Below are 12,402 nucleotides of genomic sequence, written 5' to 3'. Positions count from 1 at the left end.
GAAGAAACGCGAAATGGACAGCAAGCCGCAACTGACGATCTGGGGCCGGGCCAACTCGGTCAACGTGCAGAAGGTGCTCTGGTGTCTCGCCGAGCTCGACCTGCCCTATCATCGCATCGATGCCGGCATGCAGTTCGGCAAGAACGATCAGCCCGACTATCTCGCGATGAATCCGAATGGCCGCGTCCCGACGCTGGTCGACGGCGACTACGTGCTGTGGGAATCCAATTCGGTGATGCGCTATCTCTGCATGGCGTACGGACAGGGCTCCTCGATCTATCCGCAATCGCCGCAGGCGCGCGCCGGTGTCGATCGCTGGCTCGACTGGACGCTGTCGACGCTGCAGCCGGTCGACCGCCCGGTGTTCTGGGCGATGGTGCGCACGCCGCCGGAGCAGCGCGACATGGTCAAGATCCAGAAGGACGCCGATGCCGAGGCGGTGGTGTGGCGCGTCGCCGAAACGCTGCTTGCAACGCGCCGCTTCATCGAGGGCGATCAGTTCACGATCGCCGATATTGCGATCGGCGCCTTTGCGCGGCGCTGGTTCGGGGTCGAGGGCGTCACCAAGCCGAAGCTGCCCAATCTCGAACGCTGGTTCGGCGAGATCGCCGGGCGGCCCGGCTTCGTGCGCTTCATCGCGCCGCCGATGTCGTGAGCGGCAGGGCAGTTAGAGCATAATCTCTTCGGAGAACCGCTTCGCACTTTTGCGGATCATGCTTCAACGTCCGCTGGACATCCCCGCACCGACACTGATGCCGCCACCGAGCTTCACGCAGGTGTCGGAGCCCTCGACCTTGACGAAGCCCGGTCCGTACGAGGCGCAAGGATTGCTCCGCGTCGCGGATTTCGACGGCAAGGTCTTGCCGGCATCAGGCGGCGGCGTCCGGAAATTGCGGCGGTCGCCCTGCTGCGCGAGCGCCGCGGCGGGAAGCAGGATGGCGATGGCGATGCAGATTTTGCGCATCCAGCCTTTTATCGCGCGCGCCCGAACGAGGCTAGCGCACGAATTTGACGCCGAATGTCCTGCCTTCGCGCCAGACCACTTCGCAGGCACGCCCGGTGCGGGCGTCGCGCGAAAACGCCAGCCGCAGCTTGGCCGGCAGCGTATTGTTGTCCTGGACGGTGATCTTTGCGCCCGACGCGGAGATGTCCTCGACCACGCAGGGCCGCGCGGCGAATCCGCCGTCGAGCGTGATCCAGCCGGATTGACGCAACGATTTGCGCGTTTCGCGCTTCTTGGATCCTAGAGCCATCACATCATCCCCGGGGCTCACGCCTATCGCCGCTGGCTTTACAAAGGGTTGCGAAATCTCGGCGGATTGCAGCCATTGAGGGATTGTACACAGCGGCCTGGACCGTGCGGCAAAGCCGTCGCCCGGCACAATCCGTTGAATTGGCTGGAATTCCGGTTTGGCCGTAATGGCGCTCCCTAGCGGAATCGAACCGCTCTCTCCACCGTGAAAGGGTGGCGTCCTAACCGATAGACGAAGGGAGCAAAACTCCCGGCATATCAATACGTTAGACGTGAGATGCGCCGGACTGGCCACGGCCGTCAACGGCCGCGACGGGCGAACGTATAGTGGCGATTGGCCGGGTGGGCAAGCGTCGAGACGCGCTTTTCCCGGGTTGCCGCCGGGATCACCTACCTAACATCACCTGCAGGACAGTCCGGCCTCGATCGAGGTCCAGAAGCCGCAATGCGGCGGCACATGGGCGTGCGCCCGCGAACCACCGACATGAATCAGGATGGCGGCAGCAAGCGCGACGACGATGGCGGGAACGATGAGTCTTCGGAACGACATGGGCCCGCGCATCGAACGACAATTTGGCCTAACTAAGGCCCGCAGGCCGGACGGCTCCGCGCCGACCGCTAGTGATTGCTCGCGACGTCCTGGCGGTTGGTCGACTGCGCCGCCGCCACGGCCGGCGTGTGCTTGATGCAGGTGCTGCAGATCACGAGCTTGCGCGCGAGCCGATCGTCCCGATCCGCTTCCGACAGTTGCGTCTCCGGCACCATCGGCGACGCATTCCGCGCGTGGCGTCGCGGCTGCGGCATATTGGGGTCTTGTCCAGCACCGTCCCAAGCCAGCGGCCCGGTTCCGGGCGGCGGCGCACTCATGTTGTATTGTTGCGAATATTGCGCGCAGGCGCCGAGCGCGATCGGAAGAAACAGCACAGTGGCCTTGCGAGCCCAGTTCCGGAATGCAGACATGATCACACTCACACGCTATTCGTACTGCGACCTAAGAGCAGAACCGCTAAGAAATCGTTTGCCCTGATTGTTCCGTCGCATCCAACCGCGACGGCATCAAGACGGGATTGCGGCGCCAACACGCTAATCCGGAGTCCTACCATGCCAGGCATCAACGATCGCTTCGACGGCAAGCGCGTGCTCGCCGATCTCAACGCGCTGCGTGCGATCGGCGCCTACAAGACCGGCGTGCACAAGCCGACATTCTCGGAACCGCATCTGCGCTCGCTCGACTGGTTCGCCGAGCGGCTGCCCGACGCTGATCTTGTTGCAACGATCGACGGCATCGGCAACGTGTTCGGCACCAGTGCGAAGGCTGGACCAAAGCTGCTCGCCGGCTCACATCTGGAGAGCCAGAATCATGCGGGCTGGCTCGATGGACCGCTCGGCGTGATCTATGCGCTGGAAGCCGCGCGCGTCATCAATCCCGATCCGAACGTTCATGGCGCAGTCGAGGTCGCGGCGTGGTGCGATGAAGAAGGACATTTCGGCAGCTTCCTCGGCAGCCGCTCGTTCGCCGGCGCCGTGACCGAGGCCGATATCGACGCGGCGCGCGACCGCTCCAGCGATCGCAGCATGCGACAGGCATTGCGCGATGCAGGCTTCGCCGGCCGGCCGCGCCTCAACGCCGAACCTCGACGCCATATCGGCTATCTCGAAGCCCATATCGAGCAAGGCGACACGCTGGAAGCTAGCCGGCTCAAGATCGGCATCGTCACCTCGATCGTGGGCATCTGGCAGTATCGCATCAGCTTCACCGGCCAGCAGAACCACGCCGGCACGACGCGGATGGCGGTGCGCAAGGATGCGGGCCTGGCGCTGGCGCGATTCTGCGTCGCGATCGACGAGAGCTTCCCTGCCCTGTGCGGACCGCGCACGGTCTGGACCACCGGCCGCATCACGCTGGATCCGGGCGCGCCGAGCGTCATCCCCGGCGGAGCCGAGATGCTGTTCCAGATTCGCGACGACAACCCCGAGGTGATCGCGCGTCTCGAGCAACATTTGCATCGCATGGCGGCCGAGGTCACGGCGCAAGGCCGCTGCGGCGTGACAGTCGAGCGCATCCGCACCGGCGTGCCCGCGATGATGACGCCCGCGTTCCAGGATGCGATCGAGGCCGCGAGCGCGGCCTGCGCCGGCGGCCAATCGATCCGCATGCCGAGCGGCGCCGGCCATGACGCCCAGGTCCTCGCCACCATCATGCCGGCCGCGATGCTGTTCGTACCGTCGATCGGCGGCATCAGCCATCACTGGAGCGAGAACACCGCCGACGCCGACATCGTCACGGGAGCCGAGGTGTTCGTCGAAACCTGCCGCCGTCTGCTGGCAGGTTAGCAGCCTCGCGGACGTCCCTCACGGCGTTGTCGCCGTCAGGTCGGACCGCCCCGCTCGCCCGATCTCAACGAAGCGAGCGCATGCGAACTCTGTACCGTCGCTCTGCGCGCGGTGAAGAACACGTACAGCAGGCAGACGTCGATCAGGATCGTGACGGCCATCACGCTGTAGGCCCACGGGCTTTCCATCAGCTTCACTTCGATCAGCACGCGCGACAGGCCGAAACCCACGACCCACGCATCAAAGCTCATGCAGATCCGGCGAAACGTCTCTGCGTCCAGCCGCCGGATGAGCCAGGCACCGAGCGGTATGCCGACGACAACGCAGGGAACGAGCACGAACAGGATGCTCCGGCTCTCCTCGATGAACAGGCCGAGCTTGTAGTATGCGATCGCAGTCAGACTGGACTCCGTCACACGGACCAATGCGAGGCCGGCCCGAAACTCGTCTTTGACGAGGCCCTGATTGTTGAACAGGATCGCCAGCGGCGGTCCCGAAATGGTTGTGACCGAGTACAGGATCCCAAGCGTCGTCCCAAACGGCAAACCGATCAGCCATTTCGACTGGATCGGCCTCCGCCAACCGGCCGCCTGCAGCAGGATCAGCGGCAGAATGATCGAGTAGGTCGCGAACTTGGTCCAGCCGGGCTGCAGCGACGTCAGCGTGAAGGCGCCGACTGCAATTCCGGGCACGAGGCCGATCAGGATCGGCAACACGCGCCGCCATACGGCCGGAACGCCGCTCAGGTTGATGCAGAGAACATACAGGTTGACGAAGACTTCGACGATCACGACCGCGGGATTGAGGACGCGGTTGGTGTAGAAGACAAGGGCGACCGGCACGGTGAGCGAGGAGAATCCGTAACCCAGCGCACCGTTTACAAAGGCCGCAAACAACGCGATCACGGCAAGAACGATCACAGCAGAATCAATCGAAAGCATCTTTGGCTTTTACCGGATCCGTCCCTTGCCCGCTGCATTATAGCCCAACGCGTGGGACACGGTGCCGAAACTTGCGACTGTTGAGCGTTGCGAATGTCATAGCGTCGGCGCGCCTCCCTCGCCCTCACCGCAACGCCGTCGTTGCTGTGCGGCTCGGCAACGTCACGGCAAACTGACCGGCCCCGCAGGTCCCATCCATGGTCCGAGGCACCGTCCCGCTCCGCCAGGAGCGGCGCATGGGGGCTGCCCCGTCAGGAACCAGACCCGATAGCCGCTCTGCCTTGATCTGCAGCGGCACGCTTCCGCGGCGCTTTCGCAGGCACCGTGGCATATTGGACACGAGAACGTTGCCAGTCGAACCGATTCTGCCGATCGCCCGATTTGCAATCCGCTGAACTTGCTGCCATTTCTTCGTCACGCATCGCTTTGGTGCCATCAAAGGGGCCCGTCCGGCTCATGTTGTTGCTCGAGTCGCTTCCGACTGTGATAGGCGCCGCCGCCATTGCCCCCGCGCTGCTCGTGCTGTGGCTGGTGATTGCCGCCGACGAACGCCCCGGGCCGCCGGTGCAGGTGTGGCTCGCTTTCGTGCTCGGTGCGGCCAGCATCTCGCTGCTGGGCCTGGCGCGAATTCCCTTCAATGCGCTGCTCGCCATTCCCGACAATCCCTGGGCGACGCAGGCGGTGCGGGCGTTGTTCGGCGTCGCCGCGCCGGAGGAGATCGTCAAGGTCCTCGTCATCGTCGCCATCTCGACGCGGCGCCGCGCCTTCGCCGATCCGATGGATACCGTGGTCTACGGCGCGGCTGCCGGACTGGGGTTTGCCGCCTACGAGAACCTTGCCTATCTCGTCCAGCACAAGGACATGTGGCGCGCGCTCGCGGCGTTGCGCAGCGTGCTCACCGTGCCGTTCCATGGCGCGCTCGGCATCATCGCCGGCGCCTATCTTGCGATCGCGCGCTCGGGCGGCGCGCTCGGCGCCTACCGGGGCCACCGTGACTGGGCGCGGATCACGAACTGGGCGCTGGTGCTGGTCGCGCCGGTCCTGCTGCATGCGGCGTTCGATTTTCCGCTGCTCGCGCTCCAGCGCATCCCCGATCTCAGTTCGACCGCGCGGCTGCTGCTCGGGTCGGCGAGCGTGCTGATCGGCTTTTCCTCGATCGGTTTTGCAGTCCGCCTGGTGCGCCGCATCGGCAAGCATCATGCGCCACGCACTGACGTCGCACGCGAGCGGCTCAGCCAGTTGCGGCGGATGTGGGCGCTGCTGTTGATCGGCGGCGGCGCCGGCTTTGCCGGTGTCGCCTTCCTGCTCACCTCGCTGCATCATTGGTACGTCAATCCGGAGCGCAATGCGTCGTTCATCCTGGTGCCGATCGGCTTCACCTCGATCCTGATCGGGCTGGCGCTGCTGGTCGCGACCACCGCCGTCTACTTCCTCGGCCGCAACCGGATGCGGACTGCTTCGGAGGGCTTTCCGTCCGCGCCGGGCCAGAGCTAGGATAGGCCGCACGCTCGGAGATCGGGAGAGCCGCGATGACCCTGCCCCACGACCTCGACAAGCTGCGATCGGAGATGCAGGCCGCCGTCAAGGCGCACTGGAAGGCGTTCCTGTTCGAAGGCATCCTGCTCGTGGTCATCGGCATTGCCGCGATGATCGTGCCGGCATTCGCGAGCCTCGCCGTCACCATCTTGCTTGGCTGGATGTTCCTGATCTCGGGCATCGGCGGCTTGATCGTGACGTACTGGGCGCGGACCATGCCGGGCTTCTGGTGGTCGCTGATTTCGGCCGCGCTCGCCGTGCTGGCCGGCATGTTGCTGCTCGCCCGTCCGATGCAGGGCGTGCTGACGCTGACCATCGTTGTCGGCGCCTATTTCCTCGCCGAGGGCGTCGCCACCATCATGTACGCGCTGGAACACCGCCGCGAATTGTCGGGCCGCTGGTCCTGGCTGCTGATCGCCGGCCTGATGGACATCGTCGTCGCCTTCTTCATCATCGCCGGCCTGCCGGAATCCGCAGGATGGGCGATCGGCCTCCTCGTCGGCCTCAACCTGATGTTCGGTGGCGCGACCATGATCGGCATGGCGTTGGCGGCCCGCAACACCTGACGGCGAACCGCAAAGGGGGCTTGATTTGGGGCGTGACAGCCCCAAATCCATCCGCTATAGAGCCGTCCCATGATCACATCCGCCGCCACCAGCTATTTTTGGTACTTTAGCTACGACAGCTCGCTGGCGGCAGGAGGATCGCGCTCAATCTGAAGATTTGCAGCAAACGTCCAAAACAAGCCGCCGGACCTGGCGGCTTTTTTGTGTGCCGGCAGGTCCCAAAATCCAAAGGAGCCAGCCGTGTTGAGTACGACAGACGATCTTCGCATCAAGGAATTGAAAGAGCTCAGTACGCCCGAAGAGGTGATGCGGGAGGTCCCGCGCACCCTGACGGCGACCCGCGTCGTGATGGGCGCCCGCAACGCCGTCCACGCGATCCTCAACGGCACCGATGACCGCCTGCTGGTCGTCGTCGGCCCCTGCTCCATCCACGATCCCGCGGCGGCCGTCGATTATGCCGAGCGCCTCGTCAGCCTGCGCGAACAGCTCGCCGACCGCCTCGAGATCGTGATGCGGGTCTATTTCGAGAAGCCGCGCACCACCGTCGGCTGGAAGGGGCTGATCAATGATCCCGATCTCGACGGCAGCTTCGACATCAACAAGGGCCTGCGGCTTGCCCGCAACGTGCTTTCGGCCGTCAACAATCTCGGCCTGCCGGCCGGCACCGAATTCCTCGATATGACGACGCCGCAATACATCGCCGATCTGGTCTCCTGGGCCGCGATCGGCGCGCGCACCACCGAGAGCCAGATCCATCGCGAGCTGGCTTCCGGCCTGTCCTGCCCGGTCGGCTTCAAGAATGGCACCGACGGCGACGTGCGGATCGCGGCGGACGCTGTGCAATCGGCCTCGCACCCGCATCATTTCATGGCGGTCACCAAGGGCGGCCGTTCAGCGATCGCCGCCACCAGCGGCAATGAGGACTGCCACGTCATCCTGCGTGGCGGCCGGGCGCCGAACTACGATGCCGCAAGCGTCGATGCTACCGCCACGGAGCTTGGTCGCGCCGGCGTCGCCGCCCGGCTGATGATCGACACCAGCCATGCCAACAGCAGCAAGAAGCCGGAGAAGCAGCCGGCAGTTGCCGCCGACATCGCACGCCAGGTCGCAGGCGGCGAGCAGCGCATCATCGGCGTGATGATCGAGAGCAACCTTGTCGCGGGACGTCAGGACGTCGTGCCGGGCAAGCCATTGACCTACGGCCAGAGCATCACGGACGGCTGCATCGACCTCGCGACGACGGCTGACGTGTTGGAGCAGCTGGCCGATGCCGTCGACGCAAGGCGCAGCGTGCGGCGTGACGGCTTGCAGGAGCGTTCGGCCTGACGTGACGAACGGATTGAGCGTTGCCGGCGGGGCGGATATCGCGCTCCGCCGGTCAGCTCCGTGGCTTAGCAGCCGCGGCAGATGCTCTTGATCTTCTTGTCGAGCGCAGCGTCTTCCTTGTTCGCCTGGCTGTTCGGGTCGCTGATATTCTTCTCGTTGCCAACGTCGCCGCGGCGCGGCTGACGATGTCCGACCGGCGCCTCCGGGACCGTGCCGCCGCTCTTCTGCATGGAGGACGATCCGCCCTGTTGCTGCGCCCAGGCTTGGGAGATTCCAAGCTGGGGCGATCCAACCGCAACGATCATCGCCATCAACAAAACTGTCTTCCGCATCTCGCGTCTCCGCTTCTCAACCCTATCGCGCCCGTTCCGGCACCTCGACGGTAGCACAGTTGCGTCGTCCTTGCGCTGCGCAATCCTGTACCTTCCGTATATCGGCCATCGTGCCAAGGAGCCAGATTGCCGCGGCGGCCAGCACCACAAAGAAGCCGAACATCACAGCATTTTCCATACTGCGGTTGCCCTCGTCCTTGGGCGGCTCCTGCCGTCCGTCCCCGGCCTCGCCCACCACCGCCTCAGGATTGGGGCGGATACAGATGAACGTCACCGCAATAATCGACGACACGGTACCGCCGTTCCGCGGGATCTTCACATTCGCGGGAAGCTGGCTGCGACAAATAGGTCGGGCCGATCGGCGCCTTGCCGTGGCCACCGGGGATGTCGAGTACATAATCCGGCTGGCAGAGTCCGGAGACCCGCCCGCGCAACGCCCGCATCAGTTCTTGCCCGGCTTCGATCGTGGTGCGCAAATGCGCGGTGCCGGGTGCCAGGTCACCATGATGCAGGTAATAGGGCTTGATCCGGCATTCGACGAAGGCACGCATCAGCGCCGTGAGCGTCGCAGCATCGTCATTGATGCCGCGCAGCAAGACCGACTGGCTGACCAACGGAATGCCGGCATCACTGAGGCGTGCACATGCCGCGCGGGCATTGGCGCCCAGTTCACGCGGATGGTTGGCGTGGATCGCAATCCAGGTTGCAGCCCCTTCGACGCGCAGCGCCGCGATCATCTCTGGACTGATGCGTTCGGGATCGGCGATCGGGACACGGGTGTGAAGGCGGATGATCTTCACGTGATCGGTCGCGGCGAGATCGGCCATGATCTCGGTCAGCCTGCGCGGCGACAGCATCAAGGGATCGCCGCCGGTAAGGATGACCTCCCAGATCTCGGGATGACTACCGATGTAATCGAGCCCCGCACGGTAGGCGTCCTCAGACAACGCCGAGGCCTTGCCCGGCCCGACCATTTCGCGCCGGAAACAGAACCGGCAGTAGACCGCGCAGACATGGACGAGCTTGAACAACACCCGGTCCGGATAGCGATGCACGATGCCTGAGACCGGCGAATGGGCATCGTCGCCGATCGGATCGGCGTTCTCGCCCGGCTGCTCCACCAGTTCGTCGGCGCTCGGGATGAACTGCCGAGCGATCGGGTCGGCGGGATCTGCCGGATCGATCAGCGCGACGAGCTCCGGCGTCACCGCGACCGCGTAGCGCGCAGCCACCTGTTCGAGCTCGGCAAGGGCGGCGACCGGCGCGAGGCCGGCATCGACCAGCTCGCGCGGCTGTCGCAGCGTTGCCGCCAGTTTGGGATCGATCCTGTTCATGGCTCTCCTGCAGGCGGCGTCCAGACCACCTGATCAATTCGCGGCGCGCCGCTCGCCAGCATCACCAGCCGGTCGAAGCCGAGCGCCACGCCGCTGGCTTCCGGCATCTCGGCAACCGCGGCAAGGAAATCGTCGTCGAGCGGATAGCGCTCGCCGTAACGGCGCTCCTTCTCGTCCATATCGGCGGTAAAACGATGGCGCTGCTCGGCCGCATCGGTCAACTCGCCAAAGCCGTTGGCAAGCTCGACGCCGCAGGCATAGACCTCGAAGCGTTCGGCGACGCGGGGCTCACCCGCCTTGGTGCGCGCCAGGGCAGCCTCCGGCGACGGATATTCGAACAGCACCGTCAGGCGGCCCTGTCCGAGATTGGGCTCGACATGCTCGACCAGCACCTTGCTGAAGATGTCCGACCAGGTATCGTCGTCCGCGATTCGCACCCGCCCGCGCGCTGCCGAGGCCAGCGCCGCGCGATCGCCCTCGCCGCCCGAGATCGTCGCCAGCAGATCGATGCCGGCGAAGCGCTCGAAGCCAGCGGCGACGGTCAACAGCTCCGGCTCGGCAAACGGATCGGCCAGCTTGCCGCGAAAGGAAAACCGACCGATCCCGGTCGCCTGCGCCGCATGGGCGATCACGACGATCGTATCGGCCATGATGGCGTCATAGCCGGCATTGGCGCGGTACCATTCCAGCATGGTAAATTCGGGCAGATGCAGGTCGCCCCGCTCGCGATCGCGGAACACCCGCGCGAACTCGTAGATCTTCGGCTCGCCGGCCGCGAGCAGCTTCTTGCAGGCGAACTCCGGCGAGGTGCGCAGATAGCGCGTCGTGCGTGAGCCATCGGCCTGCCTGAGCTCGGTCCGGGGGGCGTGCAGATGCGTCTCGTTACCCGGTGATATCTGCAGGATGGCGGTCTCGATCTCGGCAAATCCCTGCTCCTCGAACCAGGCCCGGAGCGCCCGCGTGATCGCGGTCCGCGCCTGCAGGAACGGCCTGCGGTCAGCGTAGCGGGACGGCGTCCACCACGGCGAAGGCTTGCGATGAGCCGTCATCGCCCGGCCGCCCCGGCGGCCGCGGATTCCACATCAACAAGCCATCGCCCCCACTTAAGAGTTGGGCACAAATGCTTGATTCCACACAAATACATGGTCCACACGACCTTGATCTCCGCGCCCCGCGGCGAAGCTGATCCCTTCTTGTCGAAAGATGCTGGCGTTGTCCATGCGCAGCCTCGGCTGAACCTGAGCGGGTGGCCCAACGTCCCACACCCAGTTCAACTGGAACGGATCAAGCCATGTTCCGCCGATTGCGAACCGCTGGATGCACATTGCTGCTTGGATTGACGTTGCTGACGCCGGCCAGTGCCGACGGCCCTGGAAAGCCGTTCAAGCGCGTCACCGATGCGCCCACGTTCATCTCTCCGGATGGCAAGTTTCGGCTTGAGCAGTATGCGCGCGACATGGGCGATGATGGCCTGCTGTTTCAGTTCTGGACCTTCGACCGAAACCATAAGCACGCCTCGCTCCTCAATGAGGGCGAAACCACCGATCAGGCCGGATACCAGGCCGGCTTCCTCTTCAGCCCTGACAGCCAGTGGCTGGTGCGGATGCAGAAGCTTGGCGCGGGGGTTCAGACGCTCTTCCTCTACAAGCGCAACGGCGACCGGTTCGCGCCGGCAACCGCAAAGCCGCTCGGCGATGCCGCCTGGGACTATTTCTTCACCCAGCCTGCCGCCACGGGCGTTCGGCACGACCCCCAAGACCCCTACTCGCTCGACCATATGCAGGTCGGCCTGATCAAGGGGCTCGAGGACAACTACGCCTGGCTCGGCCAGCATTGGCCCGATAGCCGTTACCTCGTGATCGGCCTGTCGTTCGACATCCAGGGCGAGGACACGCCGTTTCCCTGGGTCGAGGATTGGCGCTGCCTCTACGACCTGAAAGCGGGAACATTCTCGGTTCCCGAGAGCTTCGCAGGGCACAACCAGGCGGCACTGAAAATGCCCGATCCGGCCCGAAAATAGCACCCGTTGGCACTGCCAGAACGGTTGGCAACCCGCCGAAATTGGCCGCAAAAGACTGGCATTTCAGGGACAAATCAGTATGTTGCAGCCCGAAATCGCCGCCATGGCCGAGGGGCTGCCGAACCGGTTTGCGCCCCCGGCTCTCAAATTCAGGAAAACACCTTTGAAAGTCATCGCCAGTTCCATCCGCAAGGGCAACGTCATCGAGCAGGACGGCAAGCTCTATGTGGTCCTTTCAGCCGAAAACATTCATCCCGGCAAGGGCACCCCGGTCAGCCAGATCGAAATGCGCCGCATCGGCGACGGCGTGAAGGTCTCGGAGCGCTACAAGACCACCGACCAGGTCGAGAAGGCCACCGTCGAGGACCACAACTACAACTACCTCTACGAAGACGGCGACGGCTTCCACTTCATGAACAACGACAACTACGACCAGGTCCAGGTCTCCAAGGAGATCGTGGGTTCGTCTGCGCCGTATTTGCAGGAGAACATGACCGTGAAGCTGTCGATGCACGACGGCAATCCGGTCGCGATCCAGCTGCCGCAGCGCGTGACGCTCGAAGTGGTCGAGACCGAGCCCGTGACCAAGGGGCAGACCGCCTCGTCGTCGTACAAGCCCGCGGTGCTGTCCAACGGCATCCGCACTGGCGTGCCGCCGCACGTTTCGACCGGGACGCGCATCGTCGTCATGACCGAGGACGGTTCGTACGTCGAACGCGCCAAGGATTGAGCGCTAGTCTCGCTGGAGACATCAGCCGGGG

At 64.7% G+C, this 12,402-nt stretch carries 16 protein-coding genes and 1 tRNA gene; 7 read left to right on the top strand and 10 right to left on the bottom strand.

The window, feature by feature from the left end; genetic code table 11:
• Positions 1-13 precede the first annotated feature (13 nt).
• Positions 14-655 (top strand): glutathione S-transferase family protein, encoded by a 642-nt coding sequence (locus ACVILL_RS31720; protein ID WP_456732661.1) that lies wholly within the window; start codon positions 14-16, stop codon positions 653-655.
• Positions 656-718: 63 nt separating this feature from the next.
• Here the strand turns inward: ACVILL_RS31720 and ACVILL_RS31715 are convergent, their stop codons facing one another.
• From ACVILL_RS31715 to ACVILL_RS31695, 5 genes are all read right to left on the bottom strand, one after another.
• Positions 719-964, bottom strand: coding sequence for a hypothetical protein (locus ACVILL_RS31715; RefSeq protein WP_456732660.1), 246 nt, complete (start codon positions 962-964; stop codon positions 719-721).
• A 31-nt stretch (positions 965-995) separates the two neighbouring features.
• The gene (locus ACVILL_RS31710) at positions 996-1,253 is read right to left on the bottom strand and encodes a PilZ domain-containing protein (protein ID WP_456732659.1); all 258 of its coding nucleotides are present in this window, start codon (positions 1,251-1,253) and stop codon (positions 996-998) included.
• A 167-nt stretch (positions 1,254-1,420) separates the two neighbouring features.
• A tRNA-Glu gene (locus ACVILL_RS31705) sits at positions 1,421-1,495 on the bottom strand.
• 157 nt (positions 1,496-1,652) lie between these two features.
• Complete coding sequence (locus ACVILL_RS31700; RefSeq protein ID WP_456732658.1) at positions 1,653-1,802, bottom strand: hypothetical protein; 150 nt, start codon at positions 1,800-1,802, stop codon at positions 1,653-1,655.
• Positions 1,803-1,870: 68 nt separating this feature from the next.
• Positions 1,871-2,212 (bottom strand): hypothetical protein, encoded by a 342-nt coding sequence (locus ACVILL_RS31695; RefSeq protein ID WP_456732657.1) that lies wholly within the window; start codon positions 2,210-2,212, stop codon positions 1,871-1,873.
• 141 nt (positions 2,213-2,353) lie between these two features.
• Between ACVILL_RS31695 and ACVILL_RS31690 the strand changes: the two genes are divergently transcribed.
• Positions 2,354-3,586, top strand: coding sequence for a hydantoinase/carbamoylase family amidase (locus tag ACVILL_RS31690; protein ID WP_456732656.1), 1,233 nt, complete (start codon positions 2,354-2,356; stop codon positions 3,584-3,586).
• Positions 3,587-3,621: 35 nt separating this feature from the next.
• Here the strand turns inward: ACVILL_RS31690 and ACVILL_RS31685 are convergent, their stop codons facing one another.
• Positions 3,622-4,527 (bottom strand): sulfite exporter TauE/SafE family protein, encoded by a 906-nt coding sequence (locus tag ACVILL_RS31685; protein ID WP_456732655.1) that lies wholly within the window; start codon positions 4,525-4,527, stop codon positions 3,622-3,624.
• Between the two features lie 456 nt (positions 4,528-4,983).
• Between ACVILL_RS31685 and ACVILL_RS31680 the strand changes: the two genes are divergently transcribed.
• The 3 genes from ACVILL_RS31680 to ACVILL_RS31670 all read left to right on the top strand — a co-directional run bounded on the left by ACVILL_RS31680 (position 4,984) and on the right by ACVILL_RS31670 (position 7,955).
• Entirely contained in the window at positions 4,984-6,021 is a 1,038-nt protein-coding gene (locus ACVILL_RS31680; RefSeq protein ID WP_456732654.1) for a PrsW family glutamic-type intramembrane protease, read from the top strand.
• A 35-nt stretch (positions 6,022-6,056) separates the two neighbouring features.
• On the top strand, positions 6,057-6,629 hold the full coding sequence (locus ACVILL_RS31675; protein WP_456732653.1) for an HdeD family acid-resistance protein: 573 nt from the start codon (positions 6,057-6,059) through the stop codon (positions 6,627-6,629).
• A 240-nt stretch (positions 6,630-6,869) separates the two neighbouring features.
• The gene (locus ACVILL_RS31670; RefSeq protein ID WP_456732652.1) at positions 6,870-7,955 is read left to right on the top strand and encodes a 3-deoxy-7-phosphoheptulonate synthase; all 1,086 of its coding nucleotides are present in this window, start codon (positions 6,870-6,872) and stop codon (positions 7,953-7,955) included.
• 65 nt (positions 7,956-8,020) lie between these two features.
• Here the strand turns inward: ACVILL_RS31670 and ACVILL_RS31665 are convergent, their stop codons facing one another.
• From ACVILL_RS31665 to epmA, 4 genes are read right to left on the bottom strand one after another with little or no spacing between them, the layout of a single operon-like run.
• On the bottom strand, positions 8,021-8,287 hold the full coding sequence (locus ACVILL_RS31665) for a hypothetical protein (RefSeq protein ID WP_456732651.1): 267 nt from the start codon (positions 8,285-8,287) through the stop codon (positions 8,021-8,023).
• Between the two features lie 22 nt (positions 8,288-8,309).
• On the bottom strand, positions 8,310-8,579 hold the full coding sequence (locus ACVILL_RS31660) for a hypothetical protein (RefSeq protein ID WP_456732650.1): 270 nt from the start codon (positions 8,577-8,579) through the stop codon (positions 8,310-8,312).
• On the bottom strand, positions 8,530-9,621 hold the full coding sequence (locus ACVILL_RS31655) for a lysine-2,3-aminomutase-like protein (protein WP_456732649.1): 1,092 nt from the start codon (positions 9,619-9,621) through the stop codon (positions 8,530-8,532). Before ACVILL_RS31655 ends, ACVILL_RS31660 begins: the two co-directional genes overlap by 50 nt.
• Positions 9,618-10,670, bottom strand: coding sequence for an EF-P lysine aminoacylase EpmA (gene epmA, locus ACVILL_RS31650; protein ID WP_456732648.1), 1,053 nt, complete (start codon positions 10,668-10,670; stop codon positions 9,618-9,620). The genes ACVILL_RS31655 and epmA overlap by 4 nt, the downstream gene beginning before the upstream one ends.
• A gap of 242 nt (positions 10,671-10,912) precedes the next feature.
• On the opposite strand from epmA, the gene ACVILL_RS31645 reads away from it, so the two are divergent.
• Together ACVILL_RS31645 and efp are read left to right on the top strand one after the other, a co-directional pair.
• Complete coding sequence (locus ACVILL_RS31645) at positions 10,913-11,641, top strand: hypothetical protein (protein WP_456732647.1); 729 nt, start codon at positions 10,913-10,915, stop codon at positions 11,639-11,641.
• Between the two features lie 163 nt (positions 11,642-11,804).
• Entirely contained in the window at positions 11,805-12,371 is a 567-nt protein-coding gene (efp, locus tag ACVILL_RS31640) for an elongation factor P (RefSeq protein ID WP_106326324.1), read from the top strand.
• The last annotated feature ends 31 nt before the right edge of the window (positions 12,372-12,402 follow it).

Source organism: Bradyrhizobium sp. USDA 3364 (genome assembly GCF_054056355.1).
The sequence above is the reverse complement of the archived record's forward strand: the minus strand, read 5'-3'. Positions and strand labels throughout refer to the sequence as shown.

Bases quoted from the DNA above. Each gene is read 5' to 3' on its own strand.
- ACVILL_RS31710 (WP_456732659.1), bottom strand. From the start codon at position 1,253: ATGGCTCTAGGATCCAAGAAGCGCGAAACGCGCAAATCGTTGCGTCAA.
- ACVILL_RS31655 (WP_456732649.1), bottom strand. From the start codon at position 9,621: ATGAACAGGATCGATCCCAAACTGGCGGCAACGCTGCGACAGCCGCGC.
- ACVILL_RS31720 (WP_456732661.1), top strand. From the start codon at position 14: ATGGACAGCAAGCCGCAACTGACGATCTGGGGCCGGGCCAACTCGGTC.
- ACVILL_RS31685 (WP_456732655.1), bottom strand. From the start codon at position 4,527: ATGCTTTCGATTGATTCTGCTGTGATCGTTCTTGCCGTGATCGCGTTG.
- ACVILL_RS31675 (WP_456732653.1), top strand. From the start codon at position 6,057: ATGACCCTGCCCCACGACCTCGACAAGCTGCGATCGGAGATGCAGGCC.
- ACVILL_RS31665 (WP_456732651.1), bottom strand. From the start codon at position 8,287: ATGCGGAAGACAGTTTTGTTGATGGCGATGATCGTTGCGGTTGGATCG.
- ACVILL_RS31695 (WP_456732657.1), bottom strand. From the start codon at position 2,212: ATGTCTGCATTCCGGAACTGGGCTCGCAAGGCCACTGTGCTGTTTCTT.
- epmA (WP_456732648.1), bottom strand. From the start codon at position 10,670: ATGACGGCTCATCGCAAGCCTTCGCCGTGGTGGACGCCGTCCCGCTAC.
- ACVILL_RS31690 (WP_456732656.1), top strand. From the start codon at position 2,354: ATGCCAGGCATCAACGATCGCTTCGACGGCAAGCGCGTGCTCGCCGAT.
- ACVILL_RS31680 (WP_456732654.1), top strand. From the start codon at position 4,984: ATGTTGTTGCTCGAGTCGCTTCCGACTGTGATAGGCGCCGCCGCCATT.
- ACVILL_RS31700 (WP_456732658.1), bottom strand. From the start codon at position 1,802: ATGTCGTTCCGAAGACTCATCGTTCCCGCCATCGTCGTCGCGCTTGCT.
- ACVILL_RS31715 (WP_456732660.1), bottom strand. From the start codon at position 964: ATGCGCAAAATCTGCATCGCCATCGCCATCCTGCTTCCCGCCGCGGCG.
- ACVILL_RS31645 (WP_456732647.1), top strand. From the start codon at position 10,913: ATGTTCCGCCGATTGCGAACCGCTGGATGCACATTGCTGCTTGGATTG.